The sequence below is a fragment of the Pseudomonas sp. 10B238 genome, assembly GCF_000970615.1.
GTDB lineage: Bacteria > Pseudomonadota > Gammaproteobacteria > Pseudomonadales > Pseudomonadaceae > Stutzerimonas.
In genome coordinates this window covers 58,467-78,284 of the sequence record NZ_KQ033927.1, presented here as the reverse complement: position 1 = coordinate 78,284, position 19,818 = coordinate 58,467, and the positions used below count along the sequence as shown (strand labels likewise).

The 19,818-nt window shown below is 59.6% G+C and carries 23 protein-coding genes and 1 pseudogene; 9 read left to right on the top strand and 15 right to left on the bottom strand.

Annotated features, from left to right (window positions below):
* Nucleotides 1-26 precede the first annotated feature (26 nt).
* On the bottom strand, nt 27-1,172 hold the full coding sequence (gene pdxB / locus RT21_RS00365; RefSeq protein ID WP_046161148.1) for a 4-phosphoerythronate dehydrogenase PdxB: 1,146 nt from the start codon (nt 1,170-1,172) through the stop codon (nt 27-29).
* A 120-nt stretch (nt 1,173-1,292) separates the two neighbouring features.
* Between pdxB and RT21_RS00360 the strand changes: the two genes are divergently transcribed.
* Nucleotides 1,293-2,678 (top strand): MATE family efflux transporter, encoded by a 1,386-nt coding sequence (locus RT21_RS00360; protein WP_045427798.1) that lies wholly within the window; start codon nt 1,293-1,295, stop codon nt 2,676-2,678.
* 21 nt (nt 2,679-2,699) lie between these two features.
* Here the strand turns inward: RT21_RS00360 and RT21_RS00355 are convergent, their stop codons facing one another.
* Complete coding sequence (locus RT21_RS00355) at nt 2,700-3,455, bottom strand: sulfite exporter TauE/SafE family protein (protein WP_046161147.1); 756 nt, start codon at nt 3,453-3,455, stop codon at nt 2,700-2,702.
* Between the two features lie 101 nt (nt 3,456-3,556).
* Here RT21_RS00355 and RT21_RS00350 point away from each other — a divergent pair, with 101 nt between their 5' ends.
* Nucleotides 3,557-4,513 (top strand): LysR family transcriptional regulator, encoded by a 957-nt coding sequence (locus RT21_RS00350; protein ID WP_046161146.1) that lies wholly within the window; start codon nt 3,557-3,559, stop codon nt 4,511-4,513.
* Between the two features lie 12 nt (nt 4,514-4,525).
* On the opposite strand, the gene RT21_RS00345 is transcribed toward RT21_RS00350, so the two are convergent.
* Both RT21_RS00345 and speE read right to left on the bottom strand, forming a co-directional pair.
* Nucleotides 4,526-4,867: a ribonuclease E inhibitor RraB gene (locus RT21_RS00345; RefSeq protein WP_045427804.1), complete on the bottom strand. Its 342-nt coding sequence runs from the start codon at nt 4,865-4,867 to the stop codon at nt 4,526-4,528.
* Between the two features lie 373 nt (nt 4,868-5,240).
* Nucleotides 5,241-6,101 (bottom strand): polyamine aminopropyltransferase, encoded by an 861-nt coding sequence (gene speE / locus RT21_RS00340; protein ID WP_045427808.1) that lies wholly within the window; start codon nt 6,099-6,101, stop codon nt 5,241-5,243.
* Nucleotides 6,102-6,258: 157 nt separating this feature from the next.
* Here speE and RT21_RS23110 point away from each other — a divergent pair.
* Nucleotides 6,259-7,193: pseudogene (locus tag RT21_RS23110) on the top strand (DNA-3-methyladenine glycosylase).
* Here the strand turns inward: RT21_RS23110 and RT21_RS00330 are convergent.
* The 8 genes from RT21_RS00330 to aroC all read right to left on the bottom strand — a co-directional run bounded on the left by RT21_RS00330 (nt 7,150) and on the right by aroC (nt 12,441).
* Nucleotides 7,150-7,740 (bottom strand): histidine phosphatase family protein, encoded by a 591-nt coding sequence (locus RT21_RS00330; protein WP_371263589.1) that lies wholly within the window; start codon nt 7,738-7,740, stop codon nt 7,150-7,152. The pseudogene RT21_RS23110 and the gene RT21_RS00330 overlap by 44 nt on opposite strands.
* Nucleotides 7,706-7,897 (bottom strand): PLDc N-terminal domain-containing protein, encoded by a 192-nt coding sequence (locus RT21_RS00325; RefSeq protein ID WP_046161143.1) that lies wholly within the window; start codon nt 7,895-7,897, stop codon nt 7,706-7,708. The genes RT21_RS00330 and RT21_RS00325 overlap by 35 nt, the downstream gene beginning before the upstream one ends.
* 3 nt (nt 7,898-7,900) lie before the next feature.
* Nucleotides 7,901-8,110: a PLD nuclease N-terminal domain-containing protein gene (locus tag RT21_RS00320; protein ID WP_045427813.1), complete on the bottom strand. Its 210-nt coding sequence runs from the start codon at nt 8,108-8,110 to the stop codon at nt 7,901-7,903.
* A gap of 73 nt (nt 8,111-8,183) precedes the next feature.
* On the bottom strand, nt 8,184-8,867 hold the full coding sequence (gene mtnC, locus RT21_RS00315; RefSeq protein WP_046161142.1) for an acireductone synthase: 684 nt from the start codon (nt 8,865-8,867) through the stop codon (nt 8,184-8,186).
* Nucleotides 8,867-9,415 (bottom strand): 1,2-dihydroxy-3-keto-5-methylthiopentene dioxygenase, encoded by a 549-nt coding sequence (locus tag RT21_RS00310; protein ID WP_046161141.1) that lies wholly within the window; start codon nt 9,413-9,415, stop codon nt 8,867-8,869. The genes mtnC and RT21_RS00310 overlap by 1 nt, the downstream gene beginning before the upstream one ends.
* A 77-nt stretch (nt 9,416-9,492) precedes the next feature.
* Nucleotides 9,493-10,113, bottom strand: coding sequence for a methylthioribulose 1-phosphate dehydratase (locus tag RT21_RS00305; RefSeq protein WP_046161140.1), 621 nt, complete (start codon nt 10,111-10,113; stop codon nt 9,493-9,495).
* Nucleotides 10,110-11,258, bottom strand: a complete 1,149-nt coding sequence (locus tag RT21_RS00300) for an MFS transporter (protein ID WP_046161139.1) — start codon at nt 11,256-11,258, stop codon at nt 10,110-10,112. The genes RT21_RS00305 and RT21_RS00300 overlap by 4 nt, the downstream gene beginning before the upstream one ends.
* A 91-nt stretch (nt 11,259-11,349) precedes the next feature.
* A complete protein-coding gene (gene aroC, locus RT21_RS00295; protein WP_045427828.1) occupies nt 11,350-12,441 on the bottom strand; it encodes a chorismate synthase in 1,092 nt (363 codons plus the stop codon).
* A 154-nt stretch (nt 12,442-12,595) separates the two neighbouring features.
* On the opposite strand from aroC, the gene RT21_RS00290 reads away from it, so the two are divergent.
* Complete coding sequence (locus tag RT21_RS00290; RefSeq protein WP_046161427.1) at nt 12,596-13,561, top strand: alpha/beta hydrolase; 966 nt, start codon at nt 12,596-12,598, stop codon at nt 13,559-13,561.
* 64 nt (nt 13,562-13,625) lie between these two features.
* Nucleotides 13,626-14,414 carry a hypothetical protein gene (locus tag RT21_RS00285; protein ID WP_046161426.1) on the top strand — a complete coding sequence of 263 codons (789 nt, stop codon included), beginning with the start codon at nt 13,626-13,628 and terminating at the stop codon, nt 14,412-14,414.
* A 24-nt stretch (nt 14,415-14,438) separates the two neighbouring features.
* Here the strand turns inward: RT21_RS00285 and prmB are convergent, their stop codons facing one another.
* The gene (prmB, locus tag RT21_RS00280; protein ID WP_046161138.1) at nt 14,439-15,359 is read right to left on the bottom strand and encodes a 50S ribosomal protein L3 N(5)-glutamine methyltransferase; all 921 of its coding nucleotides are present in this window, start codon (nt 15,357-15,359) and stop codon (nt 14,439-14,441) included.
* 188 nt (nt 15,360-15,547) lie between these two features.
* On the opposite strand from prmB, the gene RT21_RS00275 reads away from it, so the two are divergent.
* The 4 genes from RT21_RS00275 to folE all read left to right on the top strand — a co-directional run bounded on the left by RT21_RS00275 (nt 15,548) and on the right by folE (nt 17,846).
* Nucleotides 15,548-16,141, top strand: a complete 594-nt coding sequence (locus RT21_RS00275) for a cysteine hydrolase family protein (RefSeq protein WP_046161137.1) — start codon at nt 15,548-15,550, stop codon at nt 16,139-16,141.
* Nucleotides 16,142-16,225: 84 nt separating this feature from the next.
* Nucleotides 16,226-16,543: a hypothetical protein gene (locus RT21_RS00270; protein WP_046161136.1), complete on the top strand. Its 318-nt coding sequence runs from the start codon at nt 16,226-16,228 to the stop codon at nt 16,541-16,543.
* Between the two features lie 92 nt (nt 16,544-16,635).
* A complete protein-coding gene (locus RT21_RS00265; protein ID WP_046161135.1) occupies nt 16,636-17,193 on the top strand; it encodes a Smr/MutS family protein in 558 nt (185 codons plus the stop codon).
* Between the two features lie 107 nt (nt 17,194-17,300).
* The gene (gene folE, locus RT21_RS00260; protein WP_045427837.1) at nt 17,301-17,846 is read left to right on the top strand and encodes a GTP cyclohydrolase I FolE; all 546 of its coding nucleotides are present in this window, start codon (nt 17,301-17,303) and stop codon (nt 17,844-17,846) included.
* Between the two features lie 88 nt (nt 17,847-17,934).
* On the opposite strand, the gene RT21_RS00255 is transcribed toward folE, so the two are convergent.
* Together RT21_RS00255 and RT21_RS00250 are read right to left on the bottom strand one after the other, a co-directional pair.
* Nucleotides 17,935-18,540 carry a glutathione S-transferase family protein gene (locus RT21_RS00255; RefSeq protein ID WP_045427839.1) on the bottom strand — a complete coding sequence of 202 codons (606 nt, stop codon included), beginning with the start codon at nt 18,538-18,540 and terminating at the stop codon, nt 17,935-17,937.
* 34 nt (nt 18,541-18,574) lie between these two features.
* Entirely contained in the window at nt 18,575-19,741 is a 1,167-nt protein-coding gene (locus RT21_RS00250; RefSeq protein WP_046161134.1) for an aminotransferase-like domain-containing protein, read from the bottom strand.
* Nucleotides 19,742-19,818: the final 77 nt, after the last annotated feature.

The following is a 19,818-nucleotide window of genomic DNA, read 5'->3' as shown; positions in this document are numbered from 1 at the left end:
TGCAGCTTGTTATTGCAAACGCCCGGTCAGCGCCTAACAGTTGCGCCCAGAGCTCGCACGATCTGTTCCAGCTGCGGCTGGCCGCCGGTGATTTCGATCTGCAAGCTGTCTATTTCCCGACGGGGTGGGTATTGCTTTCGCAACTGGTCGAAGCCGACCCGGCGCTGGGCCTCGTCATTGCCCAGGTTGCGACGAAATGCAGCGTCGTCACGTCGCGGGTCATACACGGCCCGACACGTTATCTCCAATAAGTCGCTAGGCTTAGTCGAAGCATCGAAGGCCAGCCCTCGCAGCGGCGCTGGCGGCATTAGCTCCGCCAGTTCAACCGTTGGCTCCAAACCTCTGCTCGCGCAAAACGCCAGATAGATCTGCTCCGTTCCGCGCAACTTTCCATCCAGGCTATATCCGGCGATATGGGGGGTTGCGATCCAACACAGCTCGGCCAATTCGACATCGACCTGAGGTTCTCCTTCCCAGACATCGAGCACCGCCTGGATGTCTGTCCGCCTGGCCAGCTGTTCGCGCAAGGCGGCATTGTCGACAACCGCGCCACGGGCGGCATTGATCAGCCAGGCGCCTGGACGCAGCTGCTCCAGGCGAGACTGATCCAACAAGTGAAACGTCGAATGTTCGCCGTCCAGCGTTAACGGCGTGTGCACGCTGATGACATCGCACTCAGTGAGTATTTCATCCAGGGTGACGAACTCGCCCACTTCACGTGCCTGGCGCGGCGGATCGCAGACACGTACGTCCCAACCCAGCCCGCGCAGAACCTCTACCAGCCTGCCGCCCACTTCCCCGGCGCCGATCACGCCATAGCGGCGACCTTCCAACTCGGCGCCCTCACCTTCGGCCAAGGCCAGAAGGCTGCCGAGCACGTAATCAACGACGCCGCGAGCGTTGCAGCCCGGTGCACTAGCCCAACTGACCCCCGCCTCCTCGAAGTAATCAATGTCGAGGTGGTCGGTTCCGATCGTACAGGTGCCCACGAAACGCACAGCGCTCCCCTCGAGCAACTCGCGATCGACCCGGGTGACAGATCGAACCAAAAGCACGTCGGCCTGCTCGAGCGCAGCCCGGTTGATACTTCTCCCAGGCATACGGCGTATCTCGCCGAACTCAGCGAAGAAAGCGTCAACCAGAGGAATGTTTTCATCGGCAAGGATGCGCATTGTGGGGCTCCGTTATTGATTTCCCATTCTAGACCGTGCCGGGGTGCTCTGCCGCCTTCCCGTGCGTGCGACTCGCGGCGTAGACTAGGCGGCTTCTGTATACAATCCGGATAATCTGCAATGCCCACTGAGCTGAGACTCAGACGGGTTCGCGTTGAACTGCGCACCCTCTTCGCCCTCGCCCTGCCTATGATGATTGCTCAACTGGCGAACACCGCCATGGGCTTTGTCGACACCTTGATGGCCGGCCGCGTCAGCCCGGCAGACCTCGCAGCGGTGGCGCTAGGGAATTCCATCTGGGTGCCGGTTTTCCTTCTCGTGACGGGCGTCATCCTGGCGACCACGCCCAATGTTGCTCAATACTTTGGCCGTGACCAACACGAACGAATTGGACCGCTGGTACGCCAGGCCTTGTGGATGGGACTCGGTGTAGGATCGCTGTTCGCCCTGCTGATGTGGAACGCCGAGCCCGTGCTGCATCTGATGGAAGTCGAACCGGCACTGATCGACCCGACGATGGCCTATTTACGAGCGGTTGCCTGCGGCTTTCCCGCAGTGGCGCTGTATCAAGTGCTGCGTTGTTACAGCGATGGGCTCGGCCATACCCGGCCCAGCATGGTGGTGGGCATTCTCGCGCTGATGCTTAACATTCCGCTGAATTACATTTTCATCTACGGCAAGCTGGGCCTGCCAGCCATGGGCGGGGTCGGCTGTGGCTGGGCTACCGCGCTGGTCATGGCTTTCATGCTACTGGCAATGCTGTTCTGGGTACGCCGCGCTGATTACTACCAACCAAGCCAGCTGTTTACCCATTTCGATTGGCCGAAATGGTCGGTGCTGAGCCGCCTGCTTTCGGTGGGCGTTCCGATCGGGGTTGCGGTGTTTGCCGAAGCCAGCATCTTTTCGGTCATCGCCCTGTTGATCGGTGGCCTCGGGGCGACCGTGGTCGCCGGACACCAGATCGCGCTCAATTTTACGTCGCTGATTTTCATGATTCCGCTTTCGCTGGGCATGGCCATCACCATCCGCATCGGTCAGGCCCTGGGACGAGGTGCACCACGGGATGCACGCTTCGTTGCCGGCTTGGGCGTCATATCGAGTCTGGTCTATGCCTGCTTTTCGGCGGGTAGCATGCTGTTGTTCAGCGAGCAGATCGCACGTATCTACACACCGGATCCGGCTGTGATTGCAGTGGCCGCCAGCCTGTTCTTCTACGCTGCACTGTTCCAGTTTTCGGACGTGGTGCAAGTAACGGCGGCAGGCGCGCTGCGCGGCTACCAGGACACCCGCATGACGATGATCTTCACGCTTTTCGCCTACTGGGGGATCGGCCTGCCGGTGGGCTATGTGCTCGGCCTGACCGACAGATTCGGTGAACCCAGCGGGCCGGCAGGGCTCTGGCAGGGCTTGATTGCGGGCCTGAGCTGCGCCGCGATCCTGCTGACTATACGACTGGTGCGCAGTGCACGACGTGAAATACGCCGAGCGAGACCAGTGGCAGCCTAGGGCTGGCTCGGTGCGGGCTGTTCAGACTTCGAAGGCCAGCAAGACGGCACTCAACAGCAGAAACCCGCTGAACAAAAGGCGCAATAGCCGCTCCGGTAGCGCGTGCGCCAACTTCACGCCGAGGCTTATGCTCAATAGCCCCCCTATGGCAAGCGGCAAACCAAGCATCCAGTTCACCTGGTCATGTGTGGCATAAGTAGCCAGCGTAACAGCGGTACTCGGTGCCGCCAGCGACAACGATAGGCCCTGCGCCACGACCTGCGAGGTACCGAACACTGCCGTGAGCACCGGGGTGGCAAGCACTGCGCCACCTACGCCAAACAAGCCGCCCAGCGCACCCGCGCCAGCACCCAGCACGCCTAACCACGGCCAAGGATGGCGCAACTCGGTCCCACCGGACGGTGGCCGGAAGAACACACGCGACAAGGTGTAGACAGCCAAAGCGACGAGAAAACCGACAAAAGCGATACGCATGCGCCCAGCGTCGAGCGATACGGCAACTGCTGCACCGGCGATGGCGAAGCAGAAGCTGGCGATGCCCAATGCTGCCGCGTGGCGCAGATCGATTCGGTTGCGTTGGTGGTAGCGCCAGATTGCAAGCAGCACATTGGGCACAACCATGACCAGTGCTGTGCCCTGAGCGACCTGCTGGTCCAGATCGAACATCACCCCCAGTACCGGAATCGCGATCAACCCGCCGCCGATACCAAACAGGCCACCCAGCGTTCCCAGCGCCAAACCCAGCGCCACATTCAACACGAATCCGACCAGGTCCATAACGCCTCCCGCGAAAGCTGCAATGCTACTCAGCGGTCTCTGGTAGGGATATGCACAAGCATGCACAATGGTTTTGCGTAATCTGCAAAGCAAAGCGAACCATGGACACCAACGCGCTTACCGATCAGTTCAAGCTTTTTATCGATGTCATCGATACCGGCAGCTTCTCAGCGGCGGGTCGCCTGCGCGCACTCGCGCCCTCATCCGTTGCACGACGCATAGACGCTTTGGAGCGTTCGCTGGGTTGCCAGCTGGTCAGCCGAAGCAGCCATGCAGTCAAGCCCACAGCTGCCGGTCATGCATTTGCCGAACGCGCCAGACGCATCGTTCAGGAATTAAACCTCGCACGGGCCGAGATGACTTCACTGCAAAGCGCACCGGAAGGCCGTATCCGTATCGATGCGCCCGCACCCTTCGGACGCAGACATTTAGCGCCCGCATTGGCTGATTTTCTTTTGGCCTACCCGGGGGTCGATATCCAGCTGCGCCTGATCGACAGCTTTATCGATATGCAAGGCGAGCATCTCGGTGATGTCGATCTGGTGCTACGTATCGGGCCGCTGGCCGATACGCGCCTCGTTGCAACGCCGCTGGCCCCGATGATGCGCATCGCGTGCGCCAGCCCTGCCTACCTGAAACGCCGAGGCGTACCGCAAACAGTCGCAGAACTGCCGGAGCACGATGGGGTGGACTGGGACGCTCTGGCTCCACCCCATGCATGGCGATTCGAACATGAGGGCAAACGAAAGCTGTTGAAGCCGAAGCGGCTGCGGATGGTCGCGAATAATGCGGAAGCCTTGCTTACCGCCACTCTGGCGGGACTGGGCATCGCCCACCTACCGACCTGGCTGATCAGCGACCAGCTACTGCGGGGCGATCTGCTGCCCTTGTTCTGTGAGCGCACACTGCCGGAACCAGAACATAGCGGGATCTATGCGTTGCGCCTGACACGGGAAGCGGATTCTAGGAGCCGTTTGCTGCTGGAGTTTTTAAAGAGCCGCTTTGGCCCGATCCCACCCTGGGACCAGGCACTGCAAAGCGGACTAGTCTTTGCTTGAAAGCAATGGCAATCAGACAGCGCAGCCAGAAAGTTCCTGGGTCACGCCCCAACCATCGAGCACACCACCCAGCGGCTCGACCAGGTCCTCCAGATCCTGTTCGAAGTCACCGATACCATCGAAGGTGGCATACATCACTTTGCTGACCTGCAGGTCCCAGGCCCCATCGTCGCGGGGCGCTATCTGGGTATTGACGCATTCGCCGCGGAAATTGCTGGCGGCCGCGCAGGCACGTTCACGATCGGGAAACACAGCGTAGAACTCGATCGGATGGACGCGGGCAAAGTCGAAACCGCCCTCCTTCATCCTAAGAAGTACGTTGCTGCTTACATCCTCATGGAAGGTGGCACTCATAAAACAACCTCCTCTCACTCATGGATGACGATTTCAGGAATGGAAAAGCCTTTCTCTACCTCGTTGCGGATGCGACCGGACAGTGCCGGCGGTAAGTTGCCTGGTTGTCGGATAAGAGAAACCGTGCGGTGTTTCCAATAGGCCTCAGCGACGCCTCGGAGTTCGACCGATCATCGATCGGACGCCTGTGACCGTAACCTCAGCCAGACACACGGCAGCAGCCGATGCCCTGAACACTTCAGTGCATGCAGCTGCCCTTGGAACATACGACGTAAAAACCGCATCCGCAACGGGGACGGTGAAACGAAGCGATCACGACGGGATTGACTAGACCGATCCGCGCGCTGCAACGCGTAGCAGCGCGCGGATAGAACTAGCCGTTGCTGGGCTTGCTGATCGCCTGCAACACGTACTGAGGCAGCGCGAACGCGCCGATATGAATGTGCGGGTTGTAATAGCGAGTCACGATTCCGCTACCAGCGAAACGTTGACACAAAGTTTCCAGCGTCAGCTTGCGGCTGTCGGAATCACATGCACCCCAGGCGAACGTCATGGCGCCGCCGATATAGGTAGGGACAGCCGCCTGGTAGAAATGCCAGTCGGGAAACAAGCCGGTCATCCGCTTGGCAGTGGTCTGGACTTCGGCCAGTTGCATGAAGGGTGTGCCGTTCTGCGCGACCAGAATGCCGCCATCGTTGAGGCAGCGACGGCACGCCTGATAGAAGTTTTCCGAAAACAGTGCCTCGCCCGGCCCAATGGGGTCGGTCGAGTCGGAGATGATCACGTCAAACTTCTCGTCAGTGGTTGCCACGAAACGCATGCCGTCGTCGATCACCAGGTTCAGCCGCGGATCGGCGAACGCCCCCTTCGAATGCTCCGGTAGAAATTCCTTGCATGTCTCCACCACGGTGCGGTCGATTTCGACCATGGTGATGCTCTCGACATCGCGGTGCTTGCTCACTTCACGCAGCATGCCACCGTCACCGCCCCCGATGATCAGGACTCGCCGCGCCAGGCCATGAGCCAGAATTGGCACATGCGTGAGCATTTCGTGGTAGATGAATTCGTCTGCCTCGGTGGTCTGAATAACCCCGTCAAGTGCCATCACGCGCCCCATGCGGGCATTCTCGAATATGACCAGGTGCTGATGCTCGGTGTGCACCTCATGCAGCATCTCGTCGATCCTGAAGCGCTGGCCGTAGCCCTCGTAGAGAGTTTCCTGATAGTCACTCATGGGTGTCTCCCTGATGGATGGCGTAACAGACAGGCCCCGAAGGCTGTCCAGCTGACAAAGAGCAGCATTCTACTTTGGTCTTATGACAGGAGGAACCATCCGCTCCCAAAGCCCGTTTGGTGAAGACAACGCCATCAGCGCTGGCTATCGTCTACCGATGATCACAATCTACCTTCCTTACGTTGCCCCATGGAGCTGGCCCCAGTTCCACCAGCATTTTGCGCTGCGCTTGCTACCTGGCCTCGAGGCGCTGGAGCCCGAGCGCTACTCCCGTACCGTGCGTGTCGGTGACGATGTTGGATGGATCAGTGTGCAGCCGCTCGCCACACATCCCGTTCTTGAACTAACCCTCAGCGATTCACTAGCCGAACACACCGTGGCGTTGGTGATGCGTGTTAGGAAGATGTTCGACCTCGACACCGATCCGACAGTCATAGCTCGGCATTTTGCTGCAGACCCTCACATCGGACCTCTGGTCGCTACCACCCCAGGGCTGCGCTTGCCGAGCGCCTTCGATCCGTTCGAGCAAGCAGTGCGGGCGATCGTAGGCCAGCAGGTCAGCGTGAAGGCGGCGGTAACCATTACGCGGCGGCTGGTCGAACGGCTTGGCGAACAATGGCTTTGCCTGTCCGCAAGCAGAACGGATGGCTTAACCAAGCTGTTTCCCCGCCCTGAAACTCTAGCCAGCGCGACACTGGACAACATTGGTATGCCCGGCAAGCGGGTGGCAGCACTGCAACGGTTGTCCGCCGCTGTAGCTAACGGCGCGCTTGAGTTGCATACCGATGATGGTTCGGACGCACTGGTCAGGCGTCTTTGCGAGATTCCTGGCATTGGCCCATGGACTGCCGAGTACATAGCGTTACGAGGATTCGGCGAGGCAGATGCCTTTCCAGCCGCCGACCTAGGGCTGCTGAAGGCTCCGTTATGGGGCCGCAACGGCGTCACTACGCGGGAGTTACTTGCCCCCGATCACAAACGTGGCGCCCCTGGCGAGCCTACGCTGCCGTGTACATCTGGGATAACTACGGGATTTCCTCATTGCAGGCTAAGGCGGGGAAATCCTCGCCAGCACCTGCGGTCGGTCCTTGAGGGGCAACGCCAAGATCAAAGCCTCTCCGGACCGTGGAAATATCCCAGTTAATGCGGTGATGTTGACTTGATGACTGATGAGCACGACGGGGGGTGTCGCTGGCAATGTGCCGAGGAATTCTCGCAAAGCTTCGGTCTGCTGGCTTTTCCGGTCGGCCTGGACAAAGAACGAGTCCAGCATTGGCAAAGGTTCTACCGGAGCAAGCCCCAGCAGCTCCGCCGTTTCCAGGGCCCGGCACCAGCGACTGCTGAGCAGTCTCGGCTCATCAATACCCTTCTTGCGGAGCAAAGCGCCCCATCGCTGTGCCTGCAATCGTCCGGCTTCGTCAAGATTACGTTGAGTCGTGCAGTCCCCGAGTACGAAGCCCGGCGGGTCGCCTGTTCCGGGTGCCGAGGCGTGACGCATGAGCAATACAGCGCGCCCCTCACGCATCGCCGCCCACGCCGCCTCTTCACCAGCCCAGATGCTGCAGGTTGAAAGCAGCAACGCGACCAGAATTGCTATGCGCAATTCACAACCTGACCTTGGCGAAATGTCCAGCGGCAACAAACCACATGATTAGCCCGACGACCGGCAACAGCACGACGACAAGGCTCCAGATGGTCTTGCGGCCGACCTCGATCCGACTTCGCCAGATTTGCACGATGGCCACGATATCGGCCACCAACACGATCAAGGCCAGCAGTGTGCTCCACGCTTCCACGCGTTAGGGCCTCAGGTTGCGCTCATCTGGCCGATTGCCACGCGGCCCCATGATGCCCCAGATGATCAGGCCCAACACCGGCAGGATGACGATCAGCAATACCCAGAGAGCCTTTTTGCCAGTGCTGCTGTCGCTACGCACCACACTGATGATTGCCCAGATATCCAGTGCCAGGATAAGCAGGCCAAAAATACCGCCGAAGGCATCGGTCATGACAAGACTCCAAATTACGGTGAGTTCGTAATTAGGATGCCTGGCTGGTTTGAGGGTTCAGTATGCGATCAGCTCAGTAACGGCGCGGATCAATCGCGTCGAAGCTGGCGACCGCAGGATGACCAGCCAGCTCGCCACCCTCGCGCACCAGGCCGCAGGTGTGCATGCCCGCCTGTTCCGCGGCGTCCAGCTCTTCCACGACATCGGAAAGAAAGAGAATCTCGTCGGGTGGCAAGCCGATCGACCCGGCAATTCGCACGTAGGAAATAGGCTCGCGCTTATGCCCGCTACCGGTATCGAAATAGCCAGAAAACAACGGCGTCAGGTCGCCCACCTCAGCGCACCCGAAAATCAGCTTCTGTGCCTGTACCGACCCGGAGGAATAGACGTAGAGCGCGTAGCCCTGATCATGCCAACGACGCAGGCTGTTCACCGCATCCGCATAGACGTGTCCCTTGAGCTGTCCAGCGCGGTAGCCATCGGCCCAGACCATGCCTTGCAGTGCCTTTAGGGGCGTAGCCTTTCGATCATCGGCCATCCAACCCAGCAGAATCTCGACAATGCGCTCGATATTCGCATCCAGCTCACCGCTCTCACCGCGTACCGCCTCGATCTGTTCCGCCACCGCCGGCTCTGTCGCACGGTTGCGCACGAAATCTGGCAAGTGTTCGCGGGCATAAGGAAACAGTACGTCGAAGACGAAACTCACTGCGCTGGTGGTGCCTTCGATATCGGTAAGGATGGCTTTGACCGGCATTAGAAATCCTCCAGGCGCGGGAAACCGCCGGCGATATCTGCCCCGGTGAATTGCGCGACCCAGCCTTCTGGATTGTTGAACAGGCGAATGGCAACGAAGTGAGGGTCCTCACCCATATCGAACCAATGCCGGGTTCCGGCTGGTACCGAGATCAGGTCACTCTTCTCGCACAGCACGGCATACACCCTGTCCTCGATATGCAGCGTGAACAACCCGCGGCCGACCACAAAGAAACGCACCTCGTCCTCGGCGTGCTGGTGTTCTTCAAGAAACTTGGCGCGAAGCTCTGCCTTCTGTGGATGGTCGCGGATCAGGCTGATGACGTCGACCGTGACGTAACCGCGTTCGCTCATCAGTCGATCGATCTGCGGACGGTAGGCGGCAATCACCTCCTCTGAACTTGCGCCGGCGCGAATGGGCGCGCTGGCTTCCCAGCGTTCCAGGCGCACTCCGACGTCGGCCAGCGTGGCGGCGATGTCTTCTATATGAGTGAGCACTTTGAGTGGCTGCTCGGGCGCAGTGTCCTGATAAACGCTGAGAATGCTCATACTGTATCTCTCCGGCCGGGATAGCTGCCCCGGGGTTGTAAAAATGTCGGCGAGGTGGCGCGTAAAAAGAGTTCCCGCTACAGGCTTTGCAGCATCCGCAGCTTCAGTTCGCACTCGAAAAGGAACTCGAACGCCTCGATCTGGCGCAGTGCATCCTTCATGTGGGCGCCCCAGGTGTAGAGGCCGTGCCCACGTATCAGGTAGCCGACGCAATCAGGGTGTTCGTTCAGCCAAGGCTGAACCCGCGCGGCGAGTCGCCGGATATCCTGGTCGTTTTCAAACACGGGTACCAGCACTTGCGATTCATGCGATGAAACCCCACTGAACGCCTTCTGCAGCTCGTAATCGACCAACACCAGCGAATCACTGTGGCATATGCGCGAGAGCACCGTCGCATTGACCGAGTGGGTGTGCAGCACCGCACCGATCTCGGACTTCCAGCGGTACAACTGGGTGTGCAGCAGAGTCTCGGCGGAAGGATTCTTGTCCAGTTCCAGGCTAAGACCATTCATATCCACAGCCAGCAGATCATCCGCCGTCAGTTGTCCCTTGTGCTTGCCGGAGGCCGTCAGTAGCACTTCAGCACTCGTCAGGCGAGCCGAATAGTTGCTGCTGGTGGCCGGCGACCAACCTTTGCTATAGAGAAACTGGCCAGCTTCGATAATGGCCTGCGCCAGGTCGTCCCGGATAGCAGTCATGCCGAGTTCCTGCTTGGGATAGCGATGATAACGGCTGCGACCAGCGAGGCCAGGCTGGCGATGGCGAACGTCCATAAAGGGCCGAGACTGGCCCAGCTATAGCCGGAGTAAAGCGCACCCAACGCTCCGCCAACCCCTGCAAGGGTCGCATAGAGCGCCTGCCCCTGCCCTTGCTGGCGGTGGCCGAAGCTGCGCTGGACGAAATGAATCGCCGCTGCGTGAAAGCTGCCGAACGTGGCCGCGTGCATCAGTTGCGCAATCAACAGCACGCCCAAATGATCGGCCAGCGTACCCAGCAGCAACCAGCGTAGCGCGGCCAGTAGAAAGCTAGCGGCAAGAACCTGGCGCAACGAAAAGCGCGCCAGCAGCGAAGCCATCACCAGGAAGATCAGGATTTCCGCTACGACCCCGAGCGCCCAAAGCAGGCCGATGGTGCCACGGCCATAGCCGAGCGTTTCGAGATGAATGGTGAAAAAGGTGTAGTACGGGCCATGACTGACCTGCATCAGACCGACACACACGAAGAATGCCAATACACCCGGACGGCATAGCTGACGAAAAAAACCACCCTGCCCCTCCGGCTCAGGACGCTCCGCCGGCACCGCGTTGGGCACCCATACACTGCTGATCACGATACCGACCATGACTGTCAGCACCGCCACCGGATAAATGTCGAGACTCAGATGCTCGAACAGCGCCCCAAGTCCCACCACCGCCGCGATGAAACCGATGCTGCCCCATAGGCGAATCTGACTATAGCGAGACGCTTGTTCGTGCAGGTGCGCCAGGGTGATGACCTCGAACTGCGGTAACACCGCATGCCAGAAGAACGCATGCAGCGCCATCACCAATGCCAGCCAGGCGTAACTTTTACTGTAGAAGATCAAACTGAACGAAATCAGCGTGCAGACTGCTCCAATACGAACAATCGTCAGACGCCGGCCTGTGACATCGCCCAGCCAACCCCACAGGTTTGGTGCCAGGCAGCGCATCAGCATGGGAATGGCCACCAGCTCGCCAATGCGCTCGGCAGTAAAGCCAAGATGGTCGAAATAGAGGCCGAGAAACGGCGCTGCCGAACCGAGCAGCGCAAAGTAGAAAAAGTAGAAACCGGACAGGCGCCAGTAGGGAATCAAAGCTGCCATAGGCGAAAAAGCCAGTAGCTGGAAGCAAAGCGACTAGAGGCAGGAACGAGCGGTTTGCTCGATTTCCGGCTTCAGGCTCCCAGCCGCAAGCTTAGAGTTGCCCCAATACCGGCGTACCCACCAGCACATCGGCATTCTGCCCCCGATGGCGCAGTAGATGATCCAGCAAAACGATGGCCATCATCGCTTCGGCGATCGGCGTCGCACGGATACCCACGCAGGGGTCGTGACGACCTTTGGTGATGACATCCACGGGATTGCCGTCGACGTCGATCGAGCGGCCCGGCGTGGTGATACTGGACGTCGGCTTGAGCGCAAGATGTGCGATGATCGGTTGACCGGACGAAACGCCGCCCAGAACGCCGCCTGCATTGTTGGAAAGGAAACCGTCCGGCGTCATCTCGTCACGGTGCTCGGTGCCACGCTGGGCGACGCTGGCAAAGCCGGCACCGATTTCAACGCCCTTCACCGCATTGATGCTCATCAGGGCATGGGCCAGTTCAGCATCGAGACGGTCAAAAATCGGCTCGCCAAGCCCTGGAGGCACGCCTTCGGCGACGACACTGATTTTGGCACCAACCGAATCCTGATCACGACGCAACTGATCCATATACGCCTCCAGCTCCGGCACCTTGTCCGGGTCCGGGCTGAAAAATGCGTTCTGCTCAACGCTTTCCCAGGTCTTGAATGGAATTTCGATCGGCCCCAGCTGGCTCATGTAGCCGCGCACCTGGATGCCCAACGTTGCCAGGTATTTCTTGGCGATGGCGCCGGCAGCGACGCGCATGGCGGTTTCGCGGGCTGAGCTGCGACCACCGCCGCGGTAGTCACGCAGACCGTACTTGTGGTGATAGCTGTAGTCGGCATGAGCGGGACGGAACTGGTCCTTGATTGCCGAATAGTCCTTGGATTTCTGGTCCGTGTTACGGATCAGCAAGCCAATGGGGCAGCCGGTCGTACGGCCTTCGAATACGCCGGAAAGGATTTCAACCTCATCCGCTTCCTGACGCTGGGTGGTATGCCGGCTGGTGCCAGGCTTGCGTCGATCGAGGTCGCGCTGCAAGTCAGCGGCGCTCAGCTCCAGGCCCGGCGGACAGCCGTCGACGATCGCGACCAATGCCGGACCATGGCTTTCGCCAGCCGTGGTAACGGTGAACAGCTTGCCGTAAGTATTGCCGGACATGCAGGGCGCTCCGCGATCGACCTAAAGAGGGGGCGGAAGTATACCCGAGCCGCCGCCGGTTTCGCTGCCTACAGCGGTGGCGCATACTGCCAACCCGCACAACCGTCAGCTCGCTCCGTATCCGCCCCGCTTCGCCAATGGTTTATTGCTGCCCATGCGCCTCCTTTTAGTGTTCACGTTGCTCACCATGCTCGCTCCCTTAGTCCAAGCCCAGACGCTGCTGAATCAGAGGATGACCGTGCAGGTGCCGGACGGGCGTCTTCATGGCAGCCTGCTGCATCCAAAGTCCGATGCCCCCCTGCCGGTCGCGTTGTTGATAGCCGGCTCAGGCCCGACCGACCGCGACGGCAACAATCCAATGGGCCACAACGATAGTCTCAAGCGGCTGGCACAGGCATTGGCCAAACGCGGCATCGCCAGCGTGCGTTATGACAAGCGCGGCGTCGGCCAGAGCCGCGCGCTGGCACCTGACGAAAGCCAGCTGGATGTGAAGGATTACGTAGCCGATGCAGTAGCCTGGACGCGCCTATTGCAAGCCGATCCGCGGTTTTCGGCGGTCGTGCTGGTCGGCCACAGCGAAGGTGCATTGATTGCCAGCCTGGCTGAGCCTACCGTTAAACCCGCTGCACTGATCAGCCTTGCAGGCAGCGGTCGCCCCATCGACACGCTGCTGCGCGAGCAACTTCAGGGCCGCTTGTCGCCGCCGCTGCTGGCAACCGCGTACTACCTGATCGATGAGCTCAAGGCAGGAAGAATCCACGATCAGGTGCCCGACCCATTGCGGATTCTGTTCCGCCCGAGCGTACAGCCTTATCTCATCTCGCTGTTCCGCCAGGACCCAGCCAATGCATTCGCGGGCACCACAGCACCGGCGTTAATTATCCAGGGCACTCACGACATTCAGGTCGGGCGCGAAGATGCCCAGGCCCTGAAGCGAGCCAGAGCCGACGCGGAGTTGGCCCTGATATCAGGGATGGGGCACGTATTGCGCATTACGCCGCCGGAGCGCGGGGGACAAATGGCCTCCTATAACAGCCCCGAATTGCCTATCGCTCATGAACTGACGGAACAGATCAGCCGATTCTTGTCCGAGCACGGCATATTGCCAGCCTCCAGTTAGCCCGCTATCGGCCGATACGCTCCTTGCCTGCCGCAACGACCCGCACAGGCCCATGGACGCCGAGATGACAGACAGCACAACAGCACCTAACGACAACGAGGCCCTGACGCCCGCTGTGCCACAGCCGCATCCCTGGGCCGAACTCGTCCCGGATCGCTTCCGCCTGCTTCGCCTGTCGCCATTGCCCACTGACCGAGACACCGGGGCGCGCCCGCTACGGTTCGTGGAGTTGGCCCAGGTCGAGCGTCATACGCCTCAGCAGAGCCTTTTGAAGCTCTTCATACGGATACCAGGACAAGTGCTGTCTAAACAGCACAATCTGTTGGAAATCTGGGCCGACCACCGAGCCAAAGAAGTGCGCTTCGGCCCAGACTCTGGTCTGTATATAGAACCGGCAAACCGTGGCCTTGGACGCTTCCTGCTTGCGCAGGGGGCAGCCTGGGCTCAGAAGCGCTGGGCACATTATCTGGTCGAAGGCGGCGCGTTGCCGGTCAAAGATATAGCCGGCGACGACACACGCTTGCGGCGCGATCATTGCCTGCTCAGCCAGGGGTTCGATGTGCTGTATGCCGAGCCCCAGCAGCTCAAGGCGACCTACAGTGCAAGTCGTGTCAGTGCGTTGCGGCCTGATTGGAATATCGAAAAGGTGCAAATCATCGAACTGCAAGAGGCTGCAGCGATGCTCGAGCAGGCTGATCGCAATCTGCTCGAGCGGGAAAATCAAATTCGCGATATCCACGAACGCTTGAGCAAGCTTCGCCGGGAGGATGGCACCCTCCGATTCACCATTGCCTGCCTGATCGTCTTCGCCCTGTTTCAGGCCGGGCTACTGATCTGGATCGCAACCCGCTGACGCTCCGGGGCCGTTCGACCTCGCCTACTGCAAGAGCCGTTCACGAAACAGCGCCTGATGATCCCGGCACTGACTGGCCGCGAGCAGAAAAACACCATGTCCGCCTTCAGTGAACTCGAGCCAGGTAAAGTCGACTTCCGGATAAAGCCCTTCGACATGCACCTGACTGTTGCCGACCTCGACGATGAGGGTGCCGGTCTCGGTCAGGTGATCGGCCGCCTCCGCCAGTATTCTTCGCACCAGATTCAACCCGTCGTCACCACAGGCTAAACCCAGTGCGGGCTCATGCTGGAACTCGGCAGGCATATCGGCGAAATCTTCAGCGTCCACATAGGGTGGATTGGAGACAATGAGGTCGAAGCGCTGCTTGGGCAACCCATCGAACCCATCGCCCTGTACGGTGTAAACCCGATCGTCCAGGCCATGCTGTTCAATGTTGCGGTTGGCGACTTCCAGCGCTTCGAAAGACAAGTCGGCCAGCAGCACCTCTGCATCGAGGAATTCATAGGCGCAGGCAATGCCGATGCAACCGGAACCGGCACACAGGTCGAGAATCCGTGCGGGCTCCTTCGCCAGCCATGGCTCGAAGCGACGCTCGATCAATTGGCCAATCGGCGAGCGCGGAATCAGTACGTGATCGTTCACGATGAACGGAAGCCCGCAAAACCAGGCCTGCCCGAGCAGATAGGCGGTAGGCACGCGTTGCTCGATTCGCCGGTGCAGCAAAGCCTGTAGATGCTCACGCTCATCGTCTTCCAGCCGACAATCGAGGTAGCTGTCGGCCATCTCCCACGGCAAGTGCAAGGCACCGAGCACCAACTGGCGAGCCTCATCCCAAGCGTTGTCCGTGCCGTGGCCGAAGAACAGCTGTTCGGCGTGGAAGCGGCTGACAGCCCAGCGAATATGGTCACGCAAGGTGCGCAAACGGGAAGACGAAGCAGTCACAGGGCATCTCCTCTAAAAAGGGCGAAAGTCTAGCTGATGGCCCAGCTCGTTTCGCGAACTTTGAGGCTCCACATGATGGCATAACGCCCATAACGCCGATGTATATGACCAAATCATCGCCTATTGGCTGTTCACATCTCGCGCTACTGGCGCCACAATCATGCCCCTCTCAGAACAAGGAGTCAGTCATGTCCAAGCCACAGACCATGCTTCAGCTCAGTGGCCGCAGTTATGCACCGGCGACTTTGGCCAACGCGACCCTTGTCATCATTGACGTTCAGGAAGAATACCGGACGGGAACGCTGGCATTACCGAATCTGGATTCGTCGCTGGAGCAGATCAGCAAGCTGCTGGCCGCCGCCCGCGCGACTGGCGCACCCATCGTGCATGTTCACCACCTGGGCATCCCGGGCGGGCTGTTCGACCCCCAAGGATTGCGTGGTCAGATCATGCCGGAAGCGGCACCGCTTCCAGGCGAAACCGTGATCGGCAAGACACTGCCTAATGCGTTCGCCGGCACGAAACTACATGAGCTGCTGCAGCAGCATGGTCGCCTCGACCTCATTGTTTGCGGATTCATGACTCACTCGAGCGTGAGCACCACGGTCCGCGCGGCAAAGGACTACGGCTACCGCTGTACTCTGGTTGACAAGGCCTGCGCTACACGTGACCTGCCGATGGGAGACGGCGCGATCGCCGCGGCAGAGGTGCATCGCATGGAAATGACCATTCTCGCCGACAACTTCGCTGTTTGCGTGACTGATGCCGAAGCACTGGCATAAGGCGCAACCGCACCGAAAAGCGTCTAGCGTGCCTCGTCTACGCTTTCCAACGGCCTGATAGTCGCTCCTGAGGAGCTAACCGGAATGAAACGAACCGATGGATTCGATGCTCGCCGTCTCCGCCCTCGGCAACATCGCAGCCGGGGCTCACGCCTTGGCGCAGCACTTGGTCTGCTGCTGATCGTCGCGGGCGCGCTCTTCATTGGCACCGGTGTTGCGTCACTGTTTAGCGGTATCGGAGCCCTGGCCAGCATGCCTCTGGACAAGGAAGCCGCGGTGACGCTATTGACCTTGGGTCTGATCCTATTGCTGCTTGGCGCATTCGTGCGGCGTCGTGTGCGCCGCCACATGCATACACCGAGCGGGTTGAGTCTTTCGCCACGCCTGAAAAAACGCCGTTAGTCTGTCCGCGCTTGCCCAGCATGGCATTCGAGGGGGAAGGCAGCCCAGGACAAAAGCTTTGAGATAAAATGGCCGACTTAAGCGGAGGCCTCATGCAAGAAGATGATTTTTCCCTGTTCAGATCAGCTGTGCGTGGCGTCAAGCCTATCGAACACGACCGGGCTGAAACTGGCAAACCACGCAGCAACAAAGCACAGATAGCCACTCTACGTGCCAATGCCTCGATCAGCGACGGCGATACCAGGATCGATGGGCTTTCCGATCAGTTTGTAATTGATGTTGCGGCTGAAGATGAGCTGTACTGGGTGCGCGACGGTGTCCAGGACAGCCAGATGCGCAAACTCAAAGCCGGCCAAATTCCATTCGAGGGCAGCCTGGACCTGCATGGGCTGAGCGTTGAGAAAGCCCGCGTGCTGCTCTGGGACTTTCTCGCCGAAGCGTGCAAATTCGAGATTCGCTGCGTGCGTGTGACGCATGGCAAGGCCGCAAGAAAAGACGGTAAGCGCCCCTTGATCAAAAGCCATGTCAATACCTGGTTACGCCAGCACGCCCAGGTATTGGGCTTCACCTCTTGCCTACCAAGACATGGCGGCACCGGCGGGGTATATGTAATCCTCAAACGGACCATGCTCGAAGGCCGCGACGAATAATCCAAGCGCCGCAATCAAGCCGGTCAGCGCGACGCATGCTTGCAGCCCAGCCGTCGACCCCCTAACCTTCGCACTCGCGCTTTTTTGCAAGCCTGACAGGTAGTCACATGTCCCTGGAAACACATTACACAGCGATCCTTGGCCAACTCGGCGAGGACGTCAACCGCGAGGGCCTGCTCGATACGCCCAAGCGCGCCGCTAAAGCCATGCAGTACCTGTGCAAGGGTTACCAGCAGACGCTCGAGGACGTCACGAACGGCGCGCTGTTCAGCTCCGATAACAGCGAAATGGTACTGGTCAAGAACATCGAGCTCTATTCGTTGTGCGAACACCACATGCTGCCCTTCATCGGCAAGGCGCATGTCGCTTATTTGCCCAACGGCAAGGTGCTCGGCCTGTCGAAAGTCGCTCGCATTGTTGACATGTATGCCCGCCGACTGCAGATCCAGGAAAACCTCACCCGCGAGATTGCAGAAGCGATTCAGCAGGTTACGGGTGCATGGGGTGTCGCAGTCGTGATCGAAGCGCAGCACATGTGCATGATGATGCGCGGCGTCGAGAAACAGAACTCATCGATGGTCACCTCGGTCATGCTCGGCCAATTCCGCGAAAATGCCGCCACCCGTAGTGAATTTCTCGGCCTGGTCAAATAAGGTCAGCTATTAGCCGCAAAGCCTTTGCAGACCAAGCCTGTCAGCTTATGGCTGACCATTCAAAAAGCTCGCGGCTACGCGCTTCCTTTCAATCGAACATGCCGACATGGCGCGGATGACTGGCCACACGCTGCAGCCAGGCACTGATGGCCGGGTACCGCGCCAGGCTGAAACCGCCCTCCCCAGCAACGTGCGTATAGGCGTAGAGCGCAACATCAGCGATCGAGTAGTGCTCGCCAACCAGATAGGGCGTGCGTAGCAGCTGCTGCTCCATGACATCAAGCGCGTGATAACCGTCCAGTTGCTTGGCTGCATATTCATCGAGGCGATCGTCCGGCAAACCCAGATAAACCTTGATGAACCGCGCCACAGCGATGAAGGGTTCATGGCTGTATTGCTCGAAGAACTGCCACTGCAGAACCTGGGTCCGCAACCGGGCATCGGCCGGCAGGAATTCACTTCCTTCAGCGAGGAAGTTGAGGATTGCGTTCGATTCCCACAGGCAGCTACCGTCTTCCAGCTCGAGCACCGGTATCTTGCCGTTGGGATTCTTTTTCAGAAATGCTGCCTCACGGCTTTCACCGCGCAGGATATCCACCGGAACCCACTCATACGATCGCCCCAGCAAGTGCAGCATCAGCTTCACCTTGTAGCAATTACCGGACCGATAGTCGCCGTACACCTTGTATGTCATTTTGCCCTCCAACGGTGCATCCACCGCATCTGAACTATGCTGCCTCGACCACCAGCGCCTCGCGTATCACACTCGCTAGGCGGCGAATACCCTCATCAAGGCGCTCTGGCGCGACATGACTGAAGTTGAGCCGCAGATAGCCGAGATTTTGCTCGGGGTCGACGAAGAACGGCTCGCCAGGCATGAACACCACATCCTGCGCCAACGCGGAATCGAGCAGCGTTCGGGTGTCGATCGGTTGTTTCAGCTGCAGCCAGAAGAACAGCCCCCCCTGCGGCACCTGCCAATCGGCGAGATCGGCGAAATGATCATCCAACGCAGCCTGCATCGCATCACGGCGCAGGCGGTAGAAACTGCGCAGCTCACCCAGATGCAACCGATACTGCTCGCTGCCGAGCCACTGAAGCGCCTGCCACTGACCAACGCGATTGGTATGCAGGTCGGCTGACTGCTTCAGGCGTAACAGATAAGGGAACAGGTCCGGTGTTGCGATCAGATACCCGACACGTAGCCCTGGAAGCAGGGTCTTGGAAACTGTCCCGGTGTAGATCCAGCTTGCGTTGCGCAAGCGGCTAACGATTGGGCGAGCACGCCCTTCGTCGAATACCAGTTCGCGGTAGGGTTCATCTTCAATCAGGGTCACGCCGAACTCGTCAAGCAGCGCGGCTACCGCATCACGCTTTTCCTCGCTATAACGGACCGCCGAAGGATTCTGGAACGTTGGGATAAGGTAGGCAAAGGCCGGCTTGTGCTGTTCCAGCCGCCGACGCAGCGCGACCAGCGATGGCCCATCGGACTCCTGTGGCACCGCCAGACAGTCGGCGCCGAACAACTGAAAAGCCTGCAGGGCGGCTAGATAAGTCGGCGCCTCGAGCAGCACCTCGGTGCCCCGATCGATGAACAGCTTGGATGCGAGGTCCAGGGTCTGCTGGGAACCGCTGACGATCAGCACTTGACTGGCCGAGCAAGAAACACCGATTGCTCGGGCTTCCTCCGCGATGGCCTCGCGCAGTGCGGGCTCCCCTTCGCTCATCCCGTACTGACCCAGGCTCGCCGGCATGGGCGCCCAGTCGACCTTCGGCAGCATGGATTCAGCAGGCAGTCCACCAGCGAAAGACATCACCTCAGGACGCTGTGCAGCGGCAAGAATTTCACGGATCAGCGAGCTTTTCAGGCGGTCAATGCGTTCGGAGAAGACCATGGGGCACCAGATGCAGGAATAAGAAAAATGAGTCAAACTACTTGACCGAAATTACGCCCTCAACCGTAAATACGTCA